Below are 14,262 nucleotides of genomic sequence, written 5' to 3' on the forward strand. Positions count from 1 at the left end.
ACCGTACTGGTAAGACCACTTGACCACCTGGCCGAGGCGGGCTACGGTTCGGGCATGGAACTGAGTGCGATCACCCGGCGGTCGGCCGCCGACGAGGTGCACGATCAGCTGCTGAACCAGCTGGTCAGCGGGGCGGCGCCCGTCGGCTCCCGACTGCCCAGTGAGCGCAAGCTGGCGGAGGTGCTCGGCGTCTCGCGGCCCGTCATCCGGGAGGCGATCGCGCGCCTCGCGACGTCGGGGCACGTCGAGGTGCGGCAGGGCGACGGGGCGATCGTCAACGACGTAACCCGCACTGGCGGGCTCGACCTGCTGCCGCACCTGCTCGTCGCCGCGCCCGACGGTGCCGTCGTCGACCCGTCCGTGGTGCGCAGTGTGCTCGAGGTGCGCGAGTACATCGGACCGTGGATCGCGGAGAAGGCGGCGGCCCGCGCCGCGGATGCCCTGGCGGAACCGCTCACGGCGGCACTGGCCGCGATCGAGGCCGCCCCGACCGGACCTGCCCAGCAGGCCGCCGCGCTCGCCTACTGGGACCACCTCGTGCGCGGTGCCGACTCCATCGCGATGACGCTCATCTTCAACGGCATGCGACGCGTCTACGAGCCGATGCTCGGCGTCGTCGCCGACGCCGTCGCCGCCGCCGAGCCCGCGGACCGCTATCGCGCGCTCACCGCGGCGGTCATCGACGGTGACGCGATCGCCGCCCGTGCCGCGGCGACGACGGTTCTCGGCGGCGCCACCGGCGTCCTCGGTGGATTCCTCGACCGGATGGAGCAGTCATGACCACGACCGATCGCGCGGCCCGCCGCGGCGTCACCCTCGGCGACGCCGCCCGCGAGTTCCTGCGCCACCCCACGCCGTGGATGATCCTCACGTTCCTCATCGGCACCCTTCTCGCCCGGGTACTCGTCGGCGGGGGAGGACTGTCGGACTTGTGGGCCCCGCTGGTCTTCGCTGCGCTGTTCCCGTTCCTGGAGTGGGTGATCCACGTCTTCGTGCTGCATTGGCGGCCGCGCACCGTCGGCCCGATCACGCTCGACACCCTGCTCGCGCGCGACCACCGCCGGCACCACGCGGCACCCCGCGACGTGGACCTGGTGTTCATTCCCACCCGTGCGCTGCCGTGGGTGATCGCCGGCCTGGGTATCGCCGCGCCCCTCGGGGTGGGCGCGCTGCTCGGCGCCCCACTGTCCGCGACGCTGACCTTCATGCTGGTCGAGGCGGTCTTCCTGCTCGGCTACGAGTGGACCCACTACCTCGTGCACACCGACTACAAGCCCCGCGGCCGTGCCTACAAGGCCGTCTGGCGCAGCCATCGCCTGCACCACTTCAAGAACGAGCACTACTGGTTCTCGGTCACCACGTCGGGCACGTCCGACCGGGTGCTGGGGACCTACCCGGACCCCGGCACCGTCGAGACCAGCCCGACGGCCAAGAACCTGCACGGCCTGGACGGGCTCGCTTAGAGCTCCCCACCGTTGGATTGGCGGCGGTTATCGACCCCCCGCACCCTTGTAGCATTCCCGTCCGTGGGGATGTACGACGTCAACTGCGCGATCACCGGGGTGAGTCTGACCTACACCGACGCCGCCATGGTGATCCTCAGTCGTGCGCCCGGCGGCGTCTACCGCCCGGCGGCGCTGCCGATGATCGGCCACTATGACTATTACGGCGGCATCACGCCCGACGACAGCCGTAACACTGAGCTCATCGCCGCTGGAATCGCGCAGGCGACGAAGTCCGGGCGGTACTGGACGGACGACGGGTGGCCGCCTGGAGGCTGGGATCCGTCTATCCATGAGGTCATCAGCAACCTGGTCCGCAACATGTCCGATTGGCTGGGGCTCTACGAGGGGGCGGAACCACCGTCGGATTCCGGCACGATGTTCGACGGCATGCCGCTCGTCTTCGCGCTCGTCGCCCGCCCCGTATGGGACGCGATCGTCGCGGACGGAGAGAGGGAGCTCGACGTCGCCACCGCCTTCGTCGAGGTCTTCGGCGACGAGCCGTTGCCGCACGCGTTGTACGGCTGCGGGGGTGGGGCCCCGAGCTCCGAGCTGACTGCGCTCGCCGCGGTGGACCGATTCCTCACGGCGCGCGGCCTGCGCTGGCAATCCCACGCGGACGGGCTCGCCTTGGACGGGTTCGGGCAGCAGCACACCGACGAGCAGATGCTCGGCTGGCTGGACCGCGCACATACCCGGTTTGCGGATGATCCCGTGGTGCTCGCCGGACTCGACGCCTACGGAGCGATCCTGACCGCCACGATCGCAGAACTCGAGGAGAGCGGCCCACCCGCCTGTTCCGGCTCGGTCGATGCGCCGAGTCCATCGGACGAGGCGAGCCGGTGCGGGGACCCGAGGCCGACCGCGTCGGTCACGTGCGGGGTCCATCACCTGAACGGACTCACCGCGTGGATGCCCACCTGGGCCGTCGAGACGGATCTGCACGCGCCCGACCGCGCTCCTCAGGCCACCCGCTCGGGACTGACCGTGCGGGAGACCGGCGTCTACCTCGTGACCGCCCAGATGCCGTGGGAGGGTGCGGCCGGCGGCGAAAGCCTGATGTGCAAGGTGTACGCCGAGGGCATGCAGATCCTGGAAGCCACACAGATCGCCATGACGTGGGAGAACATCAGCGTCATCTCCGGCCTCGTGCCGCTGACCGCAGGTCAGCGGATCTTCTTGAGTCTCATTCACTCCGGGCCGCGGGCGATCGCCGTGGGCGGGCCGATCCAGGGCGGCGTGCAGGCGAGGCTGGCCATGACCAGGATGGCGTAGCGCCGAGCCGAACTGGTTAGAGCTCCACGTACTTCATGTCGTAGCTCTGCCGCTCCGTCGCCGCCGCGGTCGCGGGGTGAACGGCCACCAGGCGGTCCTGACGCGCCGCGCACTCCCGGGCCAGCGCGGCGTAGGCCTGCTCGCCCAGCAGCTCGGTCAGCTCCGGGGCGTAGCTTTGCCACACCTGCTGCGCGCCCACGTGGGCCTCGGGCGAGCCGCTGCAGTACCACTGCAGGTCCAGGCCGCCCGCGCCCCAACCGCGGCGGTCGTACTCGCCGATCGTGGTGCGCAGGATCTGCTCGCCGTCGGGGCGCTCGATCCACTCCTGGGTGCGCCGGACGGGCAGCTGCCAGCACACGTCGGGCTTGACGGTGAGCGGCTCCACGCCGGTCCGCAGGGCCATGGCGTGCAGGGCGCAGCCCTCGCCGCCCGGGAAGCCGGGCCGGTTGAGGAAGATGCAGGCGCCGTCGTACCGGCGGGTCCGGAGCGCGGGTTCGTCGTCGAGGTCGTCCTCCTCGAGATACCCCTTCTTACCGAGACCCTTGGCGCGGAACTGCCAGTCGTCGTCCGTGAGTTTCGCGACGGCCTTCTTCAGGCGCTTCTTGTCGTCCTTGTCGGAGAGGAAGGCGCCGTGGCTGCAGCAGCCGTCCGTCTCCCGGCCCGGCTCGATCCCGTGGCACGCGGGGGTGCCGAAGACGCACGTCCAGTGGGAGAGCAGCCACGTCAGGTCCGCCGCGATCAGGTGCTGCGGGTCCGCCGGATCGGTGAACTCCAGCCACTCGCGCGGGAAGTCCAGGGGGACTTCCGGCACGGGACGCCGCAGGCCGGGCATCGGAAGGTCGGTCACAGGGGCCACCGTAGTCGGGTCTAGATTGACGGGGTGAGATTGGGAGTCCTCGACATCGGGTCCAATACGGTGCACCTGCTCGTGGTCGACGCCCACTGGGGCGCGCACCCGACGCCGATGAGCTCGACCAAGGCGACGCTGCGGCTGGCGGAGAAGATCGAGCCGAGCGGCCGGCTCAGCCAGGCGGGTGAGGACGCGCTCGTCGACTCGGTCGAGGAGTTCACGAAGATCGCGCGCAGCTCCGGCTGCTCCGAGGTCATGGCCTTCGCCACCTCCGCGGTCCGCGACGCCAGCAACACCGACACCGTGCTCGCGCACGTCAAGCAGGCCACGGGCGTCGACGTCGAGGTGCTCTCCGGCGCCGACGAGTCGCGCCTCACCGCGCTCGCGGTGCGCCGCTGGTACGGCTGGAGCGTGGGGCGCGTGCTCAACATCGACATCGGCGGCGGCTCACTGGAGATGAGCAACGGCGTCGACGAGGAGCCGGACGTCGCGCTGTCGCTGCCGCTCGGCGCCGGCCGGATCACCCGCGAATGGCTGCCCGACGATCCGCCGGGGCGCCGCCGCGTCGCCATGCTGCGCGACTGGCTCGACGCCGAGATAGCCCCCGCCGCCGGACGACTGCAGGCGGCCGGCAGGCCGGACCTGGTCGCGGGGACGTCGAAGACGATGCGCACACTCGCCCGTCTCACGGGCGCGGCGCCCTCGTCCGCCGGGCCGCGCGTCAAGCGCACGCTCACGGCACGCGGCCTGAGCCAGCTCATCGCCTTCATCAGCAGGATGACGGAGTCCGACCGGCGCGAGCTGGACGGTCTCAGTTCCGACCGCGCGGGACAGATCGTCGCCGGTGCGCTGGTGGCCGAGGCCGCGATGCGGGCCATGAAGGTCGAGGAGTTGGACATCTGCCCGTGGGCGCTGCGCGAGGGCGTGATCCTGCGGTATCTGGACACCCAGGCGGGCTTCACCCCGGAGAGCAGCGGTAAAGCGCATTAAAGGCGCGAAGTAACATATCGGACCGCCGCGTGTGCCGCCACGATTGCGCCGCGGTGTACAAGTAGAATCTTCTGAGACCACACAGGGCGTGAGTGGCGGGTGTGACATTTCCGGCACGCGCGGGGCCCACGAGGCCGACGAGCCACAGGACGGTGACGTGCATGAGCGAGGAGCGAAGGATTTCGCTGGCGGAGCTGCTCGCCAGGGAAGGCGGCGCCCCGGCCGCACCCGCGGGCGGACGCCGCCGACGCCACCGCGGCGGCGAGAACTCGATCACCGTGGCCGAGCTGACCGGTGAGATCCCCGTCGTCCGTGACGACACCCCGGCGCCGGGCACCGAGAGCACTCCCGCGCAGCCCACGGCCCCGGCGCCCGCCGCCCCGGCGGCACAGGAGGCCCCGGCACAGCGCGACGTGTACGAGCCCGAGGTCGTTGAGCCCGAGGTCGTCGAGGCGCAGCCCGAGCCGACCGCGCCCACCGCCGAGCAGGCCGCGCCCGCACAGGAGGTCGCGCAGGACGACGACGAGCCGATCACCTCGTCCTTCCTCGCCGCCGCCGTGGCCGATCCCGGTCCGGCGGAGGCGCCCGTTCAGGAGGAGCCCGCGGCACCGGCCGCGGACGAGGCTCCCGCCGAGCGCGAGAGCCGCCGCTCCGGCCTGCTCCGCTGGAACCGCGGCTCGCGGTCCGCGGCGGAGGCGCCGCAGCAGCCGCAGGAGCCCGCCCAGTCGGACGAGCCCGCCGCGCAGGCCGCCGATGCCCCGGTCGCCGATGCCCCGGCGACGGATGCCACGGACGCGCCGGCCGAGGACGGCCGGGACTACGCGTGGTCGCGCTGGGATCAGGCCGAGGCGCCGATCATGGCGACCGCCGACTTCAACACCGCGCAGGTCCGTGAGCGGCAGTCGCGTTTCGCCGAGGTCGAGGCGGACGACACCGTCGACGTGCGGCCCGTCGCCGTGCCCGACGCGGACGTGGCCGCCGACGCGCCCGCCGCCCCCGACACCGCGTCGATGAGCGCCGAGCAGATCGACGACGCGCGCGCCGCCGAGACCCCCGACTTCCTCGCCACGACGGGCGACGTCGAGGACGAGGAGAAGGCCCCGTCGACCGGGAAGGGCCGCGGCTGGCTCGCCCTGGCGGCGGAGGTCGTGCTCGGCCTGGTGGCCGGCGCCGGCCTGTTCTACGGCTTCTTCAAGCTCTGGAACTGGGGCGGCGGCAAGGCGACCATCGCGCTGACCGTCGTGCTCGCGTTCATCGTGATCATCGGCATCGTGACGTTCACGCACTACCTGCGCAAGACCACCGACTACCTCACCTTGGGGCTCGCCCTGTTCGTGGGCCTGGTGATCACCTTCGGCCCGCTGTTGATGGCTCTCGGCTCGAACTGAGTACCCTCGGCGACGTGAGCGGTATACCGGTCGGACTGTCGACGGCCTCGGTCTACCCCGAGAAGCTCGAGGACGCCTTCCGCTACGCCGCCGAGACCGGGTACGACGGTGTCGAGCTCATGGTCTGGCACGAGGGCGCCAGCCAGGACATCGCGAACGTTGCCGGGCTGTCCATGCGGTACGACGTGCCGGTGCTGTCCGTCCACGCGCCCTGCCTGCTCATCAGCCAGCGCGTGTGGGGACCGGACCCCATGGCCAAGCTCGGCCGCGCCGTCACGGCCGCGGAGGACCTCGGCGCGGACACCGTCGTCGTGCACCCGCCCTTCCGGTGGCAGCGCCGCTACGCCGAGAACTTCGTCGACCTGGTCAGCGAGCTCGAGGACGACAGCCACGTCGCGATCGCCGTCGAGAACATGTTCCCGATGCGGCTCGACGCCTTCTTCGGCCGCCGCGGCGAGTCCGCGAAGCGGCTGGGGCGCCGCGGCCACCCCGGCACCGCGGTCTCGGCGTTCGCACCGTCGATCGACCCGACCGATGTGGGGTACGCGAATTACACCCTGGATCTCTCGCACACCGCGACCGCGGGCGTCGACGCCCTCGAGCTGATGGACCGCATGGGCGACGGGCTGCGACACCTGCACCTCACCGACGGCCTCGGCGCGGCCGTCGACGAGCACCTTGTGCCCGGTCACGGCACCCAACCCGCCGCAGAGGTGTGCCGCCGGCTCGCCGCGTCGGGCTTCGACGGGCACGTGATCCTCGAGATCGCGACGGGCTCGGCGAAGACCCCCGAGGAGCGACGTGCGATGCTCACGGAGGCGCTGGAATTCGCGCGGGAGCACCTGCGCGTCGACCCGGCCGCCTGACGTCGGGCACCGCTGGTGCCCCGGTAAGGAGAGCGCACAGATGGCTTTGTTCGCGGACCTCGTCTCCGTCGCGAAGGCCCCCGGCGGGTACACCGCCGACATCGATCCCACCTGGACGGTGGGGACCAAGGTGCACGGCGGCGCGCTGCTCGCCGTGATCGCCGCGGCCGGGCAGGCCGCCTACCTCGACGACGGGGGCGACCCCGACGCGACGCCCGTCGTGATCTCGGCCGAGTACCTCGGCGCGCCCGAACCGGGGCATCTCGAGCTGCGGACCGAGGTGCGCAAGCGCGGCCGCACGACCTCCTTCGTCAACGTGGAGGCCGTGCAGGGCGACCGGGTCTACGTGCAGGCCGCGATCACGCTGGCGCGCCGTGACGAGGGGGAGGAGCGGTACGCGGAGCCGTTGCCGCTCGACGCGATGCCGCCGACCCCGCCGCCGACGGCGCTCGCGTGGGACCCGGAGCACCCGGCGGCGAAGATCTTCAAGGTCGGCCGCGTGGCCGAGGTCCACTACGACGCGGAGACGCTGCCCGTCATCGAGGGCCGCACCGGTCCGGCCGAGACGCGCGGCTGGGTGCGGCTGCGCGAGGAGCCGCTGTCGGGCCTGTTCGCGCTGCTCGCCACCGACATCTCGCTGCCCGTGGTCGCGAATCTCGGCGGCGTCGGCTGGGCGCCCACGATCACGCTGACCGCCTCGGTGCGGCGCGAGCCCGTCGACGGCTGGCTGCGGTTCCGCGCGTCCGCGCCCGTCGTCGGGCAGCGGTGGTTCGAGGAGGACCACGTCCTCGTCGACGAGTCCGGGCACGTCGTCGCCACATCGCGGCAGCTGGCGATGATGCCGGCGCCGCGGCCCGAGAAGTAGCGCAGCCCGAAGTAGTCCCGAACAGGATCGAGGAGCACTGACATGGATGGTCGTATCGCGCTGATCGGCGGCGGACGGATCGGTGAGGCCCTGCTGGGCGGCCTCATCGCCGCCGGGCACGAGCCCGGCGCGCTCGTGGTCGCGGAGCCCCACGCGGGCCGCGGTGGTGAGCTCGCCGAGCGCTACGGGGTGTCGACGGTGACCACCGTCGCCGAGGCGGTCGACGGGGCGGACCTCGTGGTGATCGCCGTCAAGCCCGACGTGGTGACCGCGATCCTGCCCGACGTGGCCTCCGCACTGCGGCCCGGCGCGGTGGTGTCCTCGGTGGCCGCGGGCGTCCCCACCACCGTCTACGAGGCCGCCCTGCCCGCCGGGACGCCCGTCGTGCGGGTCATGCCCAACACGGCGATGCTCGTCGGGAGGTCGATGAGCGGGATCTCGGGCGGCCGGGAGGCGACCGAGGGGCACGTGACGCTCGTGCGCGAGGTCATGGACGCCGTGGGGAAGACCCTCGTCGTGCCCGAGGCGAAGCTCGACGCGCTCACCGCGCTGTCCGGCTCGGGGCCCGCGTACGCCTTCCTCGTCGCCGAGGCGATGATCGACGCCGGCGTCGATCTGGGGCTCACCCGGGACCAGGCGACGACCCTCGCCACGCACACGATCGCGGGCGCAGGTGCACTAATGGTTGAGACTTCCACGTCGCCCGTCGAGCTCCGGGCGGCGGTGACTTCTCCGGGCGGTACGACGGCGGCCGCGATCCGCGAACTGGAGAAAAATGGTCTCCGACCTGCGTTTTACGCAGCGACGAGGGCCTGCGCGGAACGATCGGCCGAGCTCGGGAAGCTCGCGTAGAAGCTTCGGTTAGCTCACTCCCGTCGCATTATTCCCATTGGTACCGCTAAGCTGCTCGAAGCACGTGCGTGTCAGGTCCGCCGGAGGGGAAGCCGGCGGCGCGACATGTGCCGGAGGTTAGGGATTACATGGCGTCTGCAAACAAGAACACCAAGCCCGCCGAGATCGGTGCCGGAGCTCAGGCTCCCCAGGCAGCCGGCTCGTCGTTCCTGACGGTGGCCGAGGTCGCCACCCTCATGCGGGTGTCGAAGATGACGGTCTACCGCCTGGTGCACAACGGGGAGCTCCCCGCGGTGCGCGTGGGCCGGTCCTTCCGGGTCCACGAGAAGGCGGTCCACGACTACCTGCAGACCTCGTTCTTCGACGCGGGCTAGGCCCGCCGGAGGACGTCAGTCGCGGCGGCGGCACGGGCGGATTTCGCCTGGGTCGCTGCGACGGGTAAAGTAGAAGCCTGCTGCGTGGACGCGGGGGCTCTTCCGTACCCGGCCGCCGCGCACCGAACATGGCAATTCGATAGAGAGACGTGAGGAACCCATGGGTTCAGTGATCAAGAAGCGCCGCAAGCGCATGTCGAAGAAGAAGCACCGCAAGCTGCTCCGCCGCACCCGGGTGCAGCGTAGGAAGCTCGGCAAGTAGGCCTTCTGGTCACACTTTCATGAGAGCCCGCCCAGGACATGGGCGGGCTTTCGTGTTTCCGGTTACCCTTCAGTAATGGGTGAGTCGGTCGTCAGCGCGCCGCGCGTCGTCATGGTGACGGGCGCCTCCACGTTCGTGGGCGGCTACCTCGTGCGCCGGCTCGCGCAGCGCCCCGACATCGAGCGCGTGATCGGCGTCGACGCCGTGCCGCCGACCAAGGCGCTCCACCGCCGCATGGAGCCCGCGGAGTTCCTCCGCGTCGACTACCGCAGCCACATCTTCGGCAAGATCATGGCGACCAACGAGGTCGACACGGTCGTGCACTGCTCCACCTCGGTCACGGACAACCACTTCCCGTCCGCGTCCACCAAGGACGCGATCGTCTTCGGCTCCATGCGGGTCTTCGCCGCGTGCCAGAAGTCGGAGACGGTCAAGCGGGTGATCATGCGCTCGGCGACGCAGGTCTACGGCTCGCGGTCGCGCAACCCCGCGCTGATCACCGAGGACCTGGTCGGCGGCGCCGCGGCCAGCGGGCACCCGCGCGATCTGCTCGACGCCGAGGCCTACGCCCGCAGCATGGCACGCCGCCGCACCGACATCGATCTCACGGTGCTCCGCCTCGCGCCCATCCTCGGCCCCAACATCGAGACGCTGCTCGGCTCGCTGTTCGAGCGGCCCGTCGTGCCCTCGATCATCGGCCGCGACGCGAGGCTGCAACTGCTGCACCAGGACGACGCTCTGGGCGCGCTGGAGCACGCCGTCGTGGCCGGGAAACCGGGCACCTACAACATCGCCGGCGACGGCGCGATCTCGATGTCGCAGGCCATCCGGTTGTCCGGCCGCGTGCCGCTGCCCGTCGTGAAGCCCGCGTTCGGGCCGGCCGTCGCCGCCATCCGCGGCCGGGGCCGCGGCACGACGGACAAGGTGCAGCTCGCGTATCTCAGCTTCGGCAACGCCTTCGACACCACGCGCATGCGCAAGGAGCTCGGCTTCGAGCCGCGCTTCACCACGCGGCAGGCGATGGAAGACGCCGCACGCCACGGCCGCGCAGAACCTACAATCGGTGTGGATTCTTTTCTGAGCGCCGAGCAGCGGGTGGCCTCGCTGGCCCGGAGGTTCGCAGGAATCGGTTCCGAGTACGGCACGGCTGGACGGTAGACGCATGACCAACGCTTCAGGCTCACAGCACGCGAAGGTGCTGCAGTTGCCCGTGTCCATCGACACCGCTCGCACCGAGGGGCGCGAGCGCGCGCAGCAGCGCCACCCGTCGGCGCTGACCGGCACCCCGGCACCGTCGGCCCCGCGTCGCGAGGCCACGGTGCACGCCCTCAACCCCGACTACATCGCCGCCGCGCAGCCCGCCGAGCCCGGCCCGGGCTGGCGCGAGCGCGCCGCGGAATCGGTGGTCGACGGTGCCGCCTTCGTCCGCGAGCGGCTCACCGGCGACTACGACATCGACCCCTTCGGCTTCGACCCGCACCTGACGGACGCGGTCTTCCTGCCCGCGCTGCGGCCCGTCTACGACAAGTGGTTCCGCGTCGACACCACCGGCGCCGACAACCTGCCCCGCGAGGGCGGGGCGCTGCTCGTGGCGAACCACTCCGGTGTGATCCCGCTCGACGGGCTGATGTCGGCCGTCGCGGTGCACGACAACCACCCCGACCAGCGCCACCTGCGGCTGCTCGCCGCCGACCTGGCCTTCGAGTACCCGTTCATCGGTGAGGTCGCGCGGAAGATGGGCGCCACCGTCGCCTGCAACGCCGATGCCGAGGCGCTGCTCACCCGCGGCGAGCTCGTCGCCGTATGGCCCGAGGGCTTCAAGGGCATCGGCAAGCTCTACCGCGACCGGTACAAGCTGCAGCGCTTCGGTCGCGGCGGCTTCGTGACCGCGGCGATCCGCGCCCAGGTGCCGATCATCCCCGTGTCCATCGTCGGCGCGGAGGAGACCTACCCGATGCTGGCCGACGTGAAGCCCGTCGCGCGTCTGCTCGGCCTGCCCTACGCGCCGATCACGCCGCTGTTCCCCTGGTTCGGCCCGCTCGGCATGGTCCCGCTGCCGTCGAAGTGGCACATCGAGTTCGGCGAGCCCATCGCTACGGACCGCTTCACCGAGGCCGACGCCGACGATCCCATGGTCGTCTTCGAGCTCACCGACAACGTCCGCGAGACCATCCAGCAGTCGCTGTACCGCATTCTCGCCCGCCGGAAGAACATCTTCCAGGACTTCTAGGCCGACGGTGCGCCGCCTCGATCGGGGGGCGGCGCTGCTCGGCTGCGCCGGTCCGCACCGTCGCACCCGGGAACCGGCGGCAGGAGAACCTAGTCGTCGCTGAAGTGCTTGATCAGCGCTGCCGCGCCGCCGATGGCGACACCGACGCCGAGGGCGGTGGGGACGCCGATCTTGGCGGCCTTGCGGCCGGTGCGGTAGTCGCGGATCTCCCAGCCCCGCACCCGCGCGACGTCGCGCAGGTCCGAATCCGGATTGATCGCGACGGCGGTCCCGACCAGCGAGAGCATCGGCACGTCGTTGTGGGAGTCGCTGTAGGCGGTGCAGCGCTTGAGGTTGAGGCCCTCACGGATCGCCAGCGACCGGACGGCGTGCGCCTTGCCCAGGCCGTGCAGGATGTCGCCGACGAGCTTGCCGGTGAACACGCCGTCCTGCGATTCCGCGACGGTGCCCAGCGCGCCGGTGAGGCCGAGCCGGTCGGCGATGGTCTGCGCCAGCTCGACGGGGGTGGCGGTCACCAGCCACACCTGCTGCCCGGCGTCGAGGTGCATCTGTGCCAGAGCGCGGGTGCCCGGCCAGATCTTGTCGGCGATGATCTCGTCGTAGATCTCCTCGCCGACGGCCTTGAGCTCCTCCGTGGACCGCCCGGCGATGAAGGACAGCGCCTTCTCGCGGCCGGCGGCCACGTCCTCGCTGTTCTCCTTGCCGGTGAGCCGGAACTTGGCCTGGGCCCACACCGCCGACGCGAGATCGGAGTAGGAGAAGTAGTTGCGCGCGGCGAGGCCGCGGGCGAAGTGCACGATCGACGCGCCCTGCACCATCGTGTTGTCGACGTCGAAGAAGGCGGCCGCCGTCAGGTCCGGCGGTACCTGCCCGTCCTCGCGGCCCTCCTTCTCGAGCAGAAGGGAATGTGCGGCGTCGGCGCTCGCCTCGCCCGCCGCACTCTGCCGACGTTCGTCGGCGCTGGCCTGGTCGGACAAGAGCACCTCCCCACTCGCGTGACCCACGTACGTGATGTCCCCCCAACCTTAGCGGCGCGCGGCTGCGCCGGGGTGGGACACTCGGCACATGGCCGTGATCACTCTGCTCACCAGGGAGGGGTGCGGGATGTGCGCCCGTGCCCACGACCAGCTCACCGAGCTGGTCGACGAACTCCGCGCCGCGGACCGCCCCGTCGACTACCGGCAGCTGGACGTCGACGCGCCCGGCAACACCGAGTTGCGCGGCGAGTACGGCGACATGCTGCCGGTGGTCCTGCTCGATGGGGAGCAGCACAGCTATTGGGAAGCGGACATTCCGCAGCTGCGGGCCGATATCCTGGGGTGAACGACCTCTGCGGGTGACTCGGCGTCACCCGCACGGGTGAGGTGAGGCTGTGCGCGTTTTCCCATTTCAGGGGATGCGGAGTACCGTGCCTTAACGGGAAACTACGGACTGTAGTTTCCACGTGAGATCTTCGAAGGAGCAGCGAGGGTGTCGGTTCTGCTGTTCGGCGCGTCGCACCGCAGCGCGCCGGTGTCGGTTCTGGAGAAACTGGCGATCACCGAGACCGATCGTCCCAAGGTGCTGGCGCAGCTCATGGAGTCGCCCCACATCGACGAGGTCATGGTGGTCACCACCTGCAACCGCGTCGAGATCTACGCCGTCGTCGAGGCCTTCCACCCCGCGCTGGAAGCGGTCTCCGACGTCCTCTCCGCCCGCTCCGGCCTCACCATCAACGAGCTCAGCAAGCACGCCTTCGTGCGCTACTCCGAGGCCGCCGTACAGCACCTCTTCTCCGTCGCCAGCGGCCTCGACTCGATGGTCGTCGGCGAGCAGCAGATCCTCGGGCAGATCCGCGGTGCCTACGCCGCCTCCGACGAGCACCAGGTCGCGGGCCGCGTCGTCCACGACCTCGCGCAGCGCGCCCTGCACGTGGGCAAGCGCGTGCACACCGACACCGGTATCGACAAGGCCGGTGCCTCCGTCGTCTCCGTCGCCCTCGACCGCGCGCAGGCCATCCTCGGCGCGCAGGGCGGCTCGCTGCAGCGCGCCGTCGTCGTCGGTGCCGGCGCCATGGGCGGCCTCGGCGTCGCGCACCTGGCCCGCGCGGGCGCGACGGACGTCACCGTCGCCAACCGCACGCAGGACAAGGCCGACCGGCTCGCGCAGGCCGCGCTCGACGGTGGCGTCGCCGCCGCGCGGGGCGTGGCGATGGACGATCTCGTCGTCGCGCTCGCCGACGCCGATGTGCTGATCGCCTGTACGGGCGCCGTCGGCAGCGTCGTCAGCCTCGCCGACGTGCACTCCGCGCTGGCGCAGCGCACCGTCGACACCGATCTCGTGGTGTGCGATCTGGGCCTGCCCCGCGACGTCGACCCGGCGGTCTCCGGGCTGCCGGGCGTCACCGTCATCGACATCGACGCCCTCTCCCGCGAGCCGGGCACGCAGGCCGCCGAGGAGGACGCCGAGAAGGCGCGCCGCATCGTCTCCGACGAGCTCGCCGAGTACCTGTCCGCGCAGCGCTCCGCCGAGGTCACTCCGACCGTGACTGCGCTGCGCCGCCGTGCCGCTGAGGTGGTGGAAGCCGAACTGCTGCGGCTGGATTCGCGCCTGCCGAGCCTCGAGGGCACGGACCGGGACGAGGTGGCGCAGACGGTGCGCCGCGTCGTCGACAAGCTCCTGCACGCCCCCACGGTGCGCGTCAAGCAACTGGCCGCCACGCCGGGCGGCGACTCCTACGCGGAGGCGCTGCGCGAGCTCTTCGAACTGAAGCCGGGCGCCACGGGCGCCGTGTCCGCGACCGAAGGATCCGACGACCGAAGTGTCTGA

The 14,262-nt window shown here is 71.2% G+C and carries 16 protein-coding genes; 14 read left to right on the forward strand and 2 right to left on the reverse strand.

All coding sequences use genetic code 11. The annotated features are described in order from the left end of the window. The first annotated feature begins 54 nt into the window (after positions 1-54). The 3 genes from FK530_RS04700 (at position 55) to FK530_RS04710 (ending at position 2,777) form a co-directional block, all read left to right on the forward strand. Positions 55-780: a FadR/GntR family transcriptional regulator gene (locus FK530_RS04700; RefSeq protein ID WP_146485820.1), complete on the forward strand. Its 726-nt coding sequence runs from the start codon at positions 55-57 to the stop codon at positions 778-780. Then, positions 777-1,463 carry a sterol desaturase family protein gene (locus FK530_RS04705; RefSeq protein WP_146485821.1) on the forward strand — a complete coding sequence of 229 codons (687 nt, stop codon included), beginning with the start codon at positions 777-779 and terminating at the stop codon, positions 1,461-1,463. Before FK530_RS04700 ends, FK530_RS04705 begins: the two co-directional genes overlap by 4 nt. 69 nt (positions 1,464-1,532) lie before the next feature. Continuing rightward, the gene (locus tag FK530_RS04710; RefSeq protein WP_500485383.1) at positions 1,533-2,777 is read left to right on the forward strand and encodes a hypothetical protein; all 1,245 of its coding nucleotides are present in this window, start codon (positions 1,533-1,535) and stop codon (positions 2,775-2,777) included. A gap of 16 nt (positions 2,778-2,793) precedes the next feature. Here FK530_RS04710 and FK530_RS04715 read toward each other — a convergent pair whose 3' ends face one another. Then, positions 2,794-3,609, reverse strand: coding sequence for a DUF3109 family protein (locus FK530_RS04715; RefSeq protein WP_146486297.1), 816 nt, complete (start codon positions 3,607-3,609; stop codon positions 2,794-2,796). Positions 3,610-3,657: 48 nt separating this feature from the next. On the opposite strand from FK530_RS04715, the gene FK530_RS04720 reads away from it, so the two are divergent. The 9 genes from FK530_RS04720 (at position 3,658) to FK530_RS04760 (ending at position 11,454) form a co-directional block, all read left to right on the forward strand. Beyond that, on the forward strand, positions 3,658-4,617 hold the full coding sequence (locus tag FK530_RS04720; RefSeq protein WP_146485823.1) for a Ppx/GppA family phosphatase: 960 nt from the start codon (positions 3,658-3,660) through the stop codon (positions 4,615-4,617). A gap of 161 nt (positions 4,618-4,778) precedes the next feature. Next, positions 4,779-6,005 (forward strand): Rv0497 family membrane protein, encoded by a 1,227-nt coding sequence (locus tag FK530_RS04725; protein ID WP_146485824.1) that lies wholly within the window; start codon positions 4,779-4,781, stop codon positions 6,003-6,005. A 14-nt stretch (positions 6,006-6,019) separates the two neighbouring features. After that, the gene (locus FK530_RS04730) at positions 6,020-6,871 is read left to right on the forward strand and encodes a sugar phosphate isomerase/epimerase family protein (RefSeq protein ID WP_146485825.1); all 852 of its coding nucleotides are present in this window, start codon (positions 6,020-6,022) and stop codon (positions 6,869-6,871) included. A gap of 40 nt (positions 6,872-6,911) precedes the next feature. Next, complete coding sequence (locus FK530_RS04735; protein ID WP_146485826.1) at positions 6,912-7,736, forward strand: thioesterase family protein; 825 nt, start codon at positions 6,912-6,914, stop codon at positions 7,734-7,736. Positions 7,737-7,778: 42 nt separating this feature from the next. Next, positions 7,779-8,588, forward strand: a complete 810-nt coding sequence (proC, locus tag FK530_RS04740) for a pyrroline-5-carboxylate reductase (protein ID WP_146485827.1) — start codon at positions 7,779-7,781, stop codon at positions 8,586-8,588. Between the two features lie 128 nt (positions 8,589-8,716). After that, positions 8,717-8,962, forward strand: a complete 246-nt coding sequence (locus FK530_RS04745; RefSeq protein WP_068523814.1) for a helix-turn-helix domain-containing protein — start codon at positions 8,717-8,719, stop codon at positions 8,960-8,962. A 160-nt stretch (positions 8,963-9,122) separates the two neighbouring features. Next, on the forward strand, positions 9,123-9,224 hold the full coding sequence (locus FK530_RS04750; RefSeq protein WP_003402602.1) for a 30S ribosomal protein bS22: 102 nt from the start codon (positions 9,123-9,125) through the stop codon (positions 9,222-9,224). Positions 9,225-9,299: 75 nt separating this feature from the next. Continuing rightward, positions 9,300-10,382, forward strand: a complete 1,083-nt coding sequence (locus FK530_RS04755; protein ID WP_146485828.1) for an NAD-dependent epimerase/dehydratase family protein — start codon at positions 9,300-9,302, stop codon at positions 10,380-10,382. Between the two features lie 4 nt (positions 10,383-10,386). Next, complete coding sequence (locus FK530_RS04760) at positions 10,387-11,454, forward strand: lysophospholipid acyltransferase family protein (RefSeq protein WP_146485829.1); 1,068 nt, start codon at positions 10,387-10,389, stop codon at positions 11,452-11,454. A gap of 89 nt (positions 11,455-11,543) precedes the next feature. On the opposite strand, the gene FK530_RS04765 is transcribed toward FK530_RS04760, so the two are convergent. Next, positions 11,544-12,431, reverse strand: a complete 888-nt coding sequence (locus FK530_RS04765; protein ID WP_146485830.1) for an HAD family hydrolase — start codon at positions 12,429-12,431, stop codon at positions 11,544-11,546. 88 nt (positions 12,432-12,519) lie between these two features. Between FK530_RS04765 and FK530_RS04770 the strand changes: the two genes are divergently transcribed. Both FK530_RS04770 and FK530_RS04775 read left to right on the forward strand, forming a co-directional pair. Next, positions 12,520-12,777, forward strand: a complete 258-nt coding sequence (locus tag FK530_RS04770; protein WP_146485831.1) for a glutaredoxin family protein — start codon at positions 12,520-12,522, stop codon at positions 12,775-12,777. Positions 12,778-12,924: 147 nt separating this feature from the next. Next, a complete protein-coding gene (locus FK530_RS04775; RefSeq protein ID WP_146485832.1) occupies positions 12,925-14,262 on the forward strand; it encodes a glutamyl-tRNA reductase in 1,338 nt (445 codons plus the stop codon).

This window comes from Tsukamurella conjunctivitidis (assembly GCF_007858475.1).
Taxonomy (GTDB): Bacteria; Actinomycetota; Actinomycetes; order Mycobacteriales; family Mycobacteriaceae; genus Tsukamurella; species Tsukamurella conjunctivitidis.

Bases quoted from the DNA above. Each gene is read 5' to 3' on its own strand.
- FK530_RS04700 (WP_146485820.1), top strand. From the start codon at position 55: ATGGAACTGAGTGCGATCACCCGGCGGTCGGCCGCCGACGAGGTGCAC.
- FK530_RS04705 (WP_146485821.1), top strand. From the start codon at position 777: ATGACCACGACCGATCGCGCGGCCCGCCGCGGCGTCACCCTCGGCGAC.
- FK530_RS04710 (WP_500485383.1), top strand. From the start codon at position 1,533: ATGTACGACGTCAACTGCGCGATCACCGGGGTGAGTCTGACCTACACC.
- FK530_RS04715 (WP_146486297.1), bottom strand. From the start codon at position 3,609: ATGCCCGGCCTGCGGCGTCCCGTGCCGGAAGTCCCCCTGGACTTCCCG.
- FK530_RS04725 (WP_146485824.1), top strand. From the start codon at position 4,779: ATGAGCGAGGAGCGAAGGATTTCGCTGGCGGAGCTGCTCGCCAGGGAA.
- FK530_RS04735 (WP_146485826.1), top strand. From the start codon at position 6,912: ATGGCTTTGTTCGCGGACCTCGTCTCCGTCGCGAAGGCCCCCGGCGGG.
- proC (WP_146485827.1), top strand. From the start codon at position 7,779: ATGGATGGTCGTATCGCGCTGATCGGCGGCGGACGGATCGGTGAGGCC.
- FK530_RS04745 (WP_068523814.1), top strand. From the start codon at position 8,717: ATGGCGTCTGCAAACAAGAACACCAAGCCCGCCGAGATCGGTGCCGGA.
- FK530_RS04750 (WP_003402602.1), top strand. From the start codon at position 9,123: ATGGGTTCAGTGATCAAGAAGCGCCGCAAGCGCATGTCGAAGAAGAAG.
- FK530_RS04755 (WP_146485828.1), top strand. From the start codon at position 9,300: ATGGGTGAGTCGGTCGTCAGCGCGCCGCGCGTCGTCATGGTGACGGGC.
- FK530_RS04760 (WP_146485829.1), top strand. From the start codon at position 10,387: ATGACCAACGCTTCAGGCTCACAGCACGCGAAGGTGCTGCAGTTGCCC.
- FK530_RS04770 (WP_146485831.1), top strand. From the start codon at position 12,520: ATGGCCGTGATCACTCTGCTCACCAGGGAGGGGTGCGGGATGTGCGCC.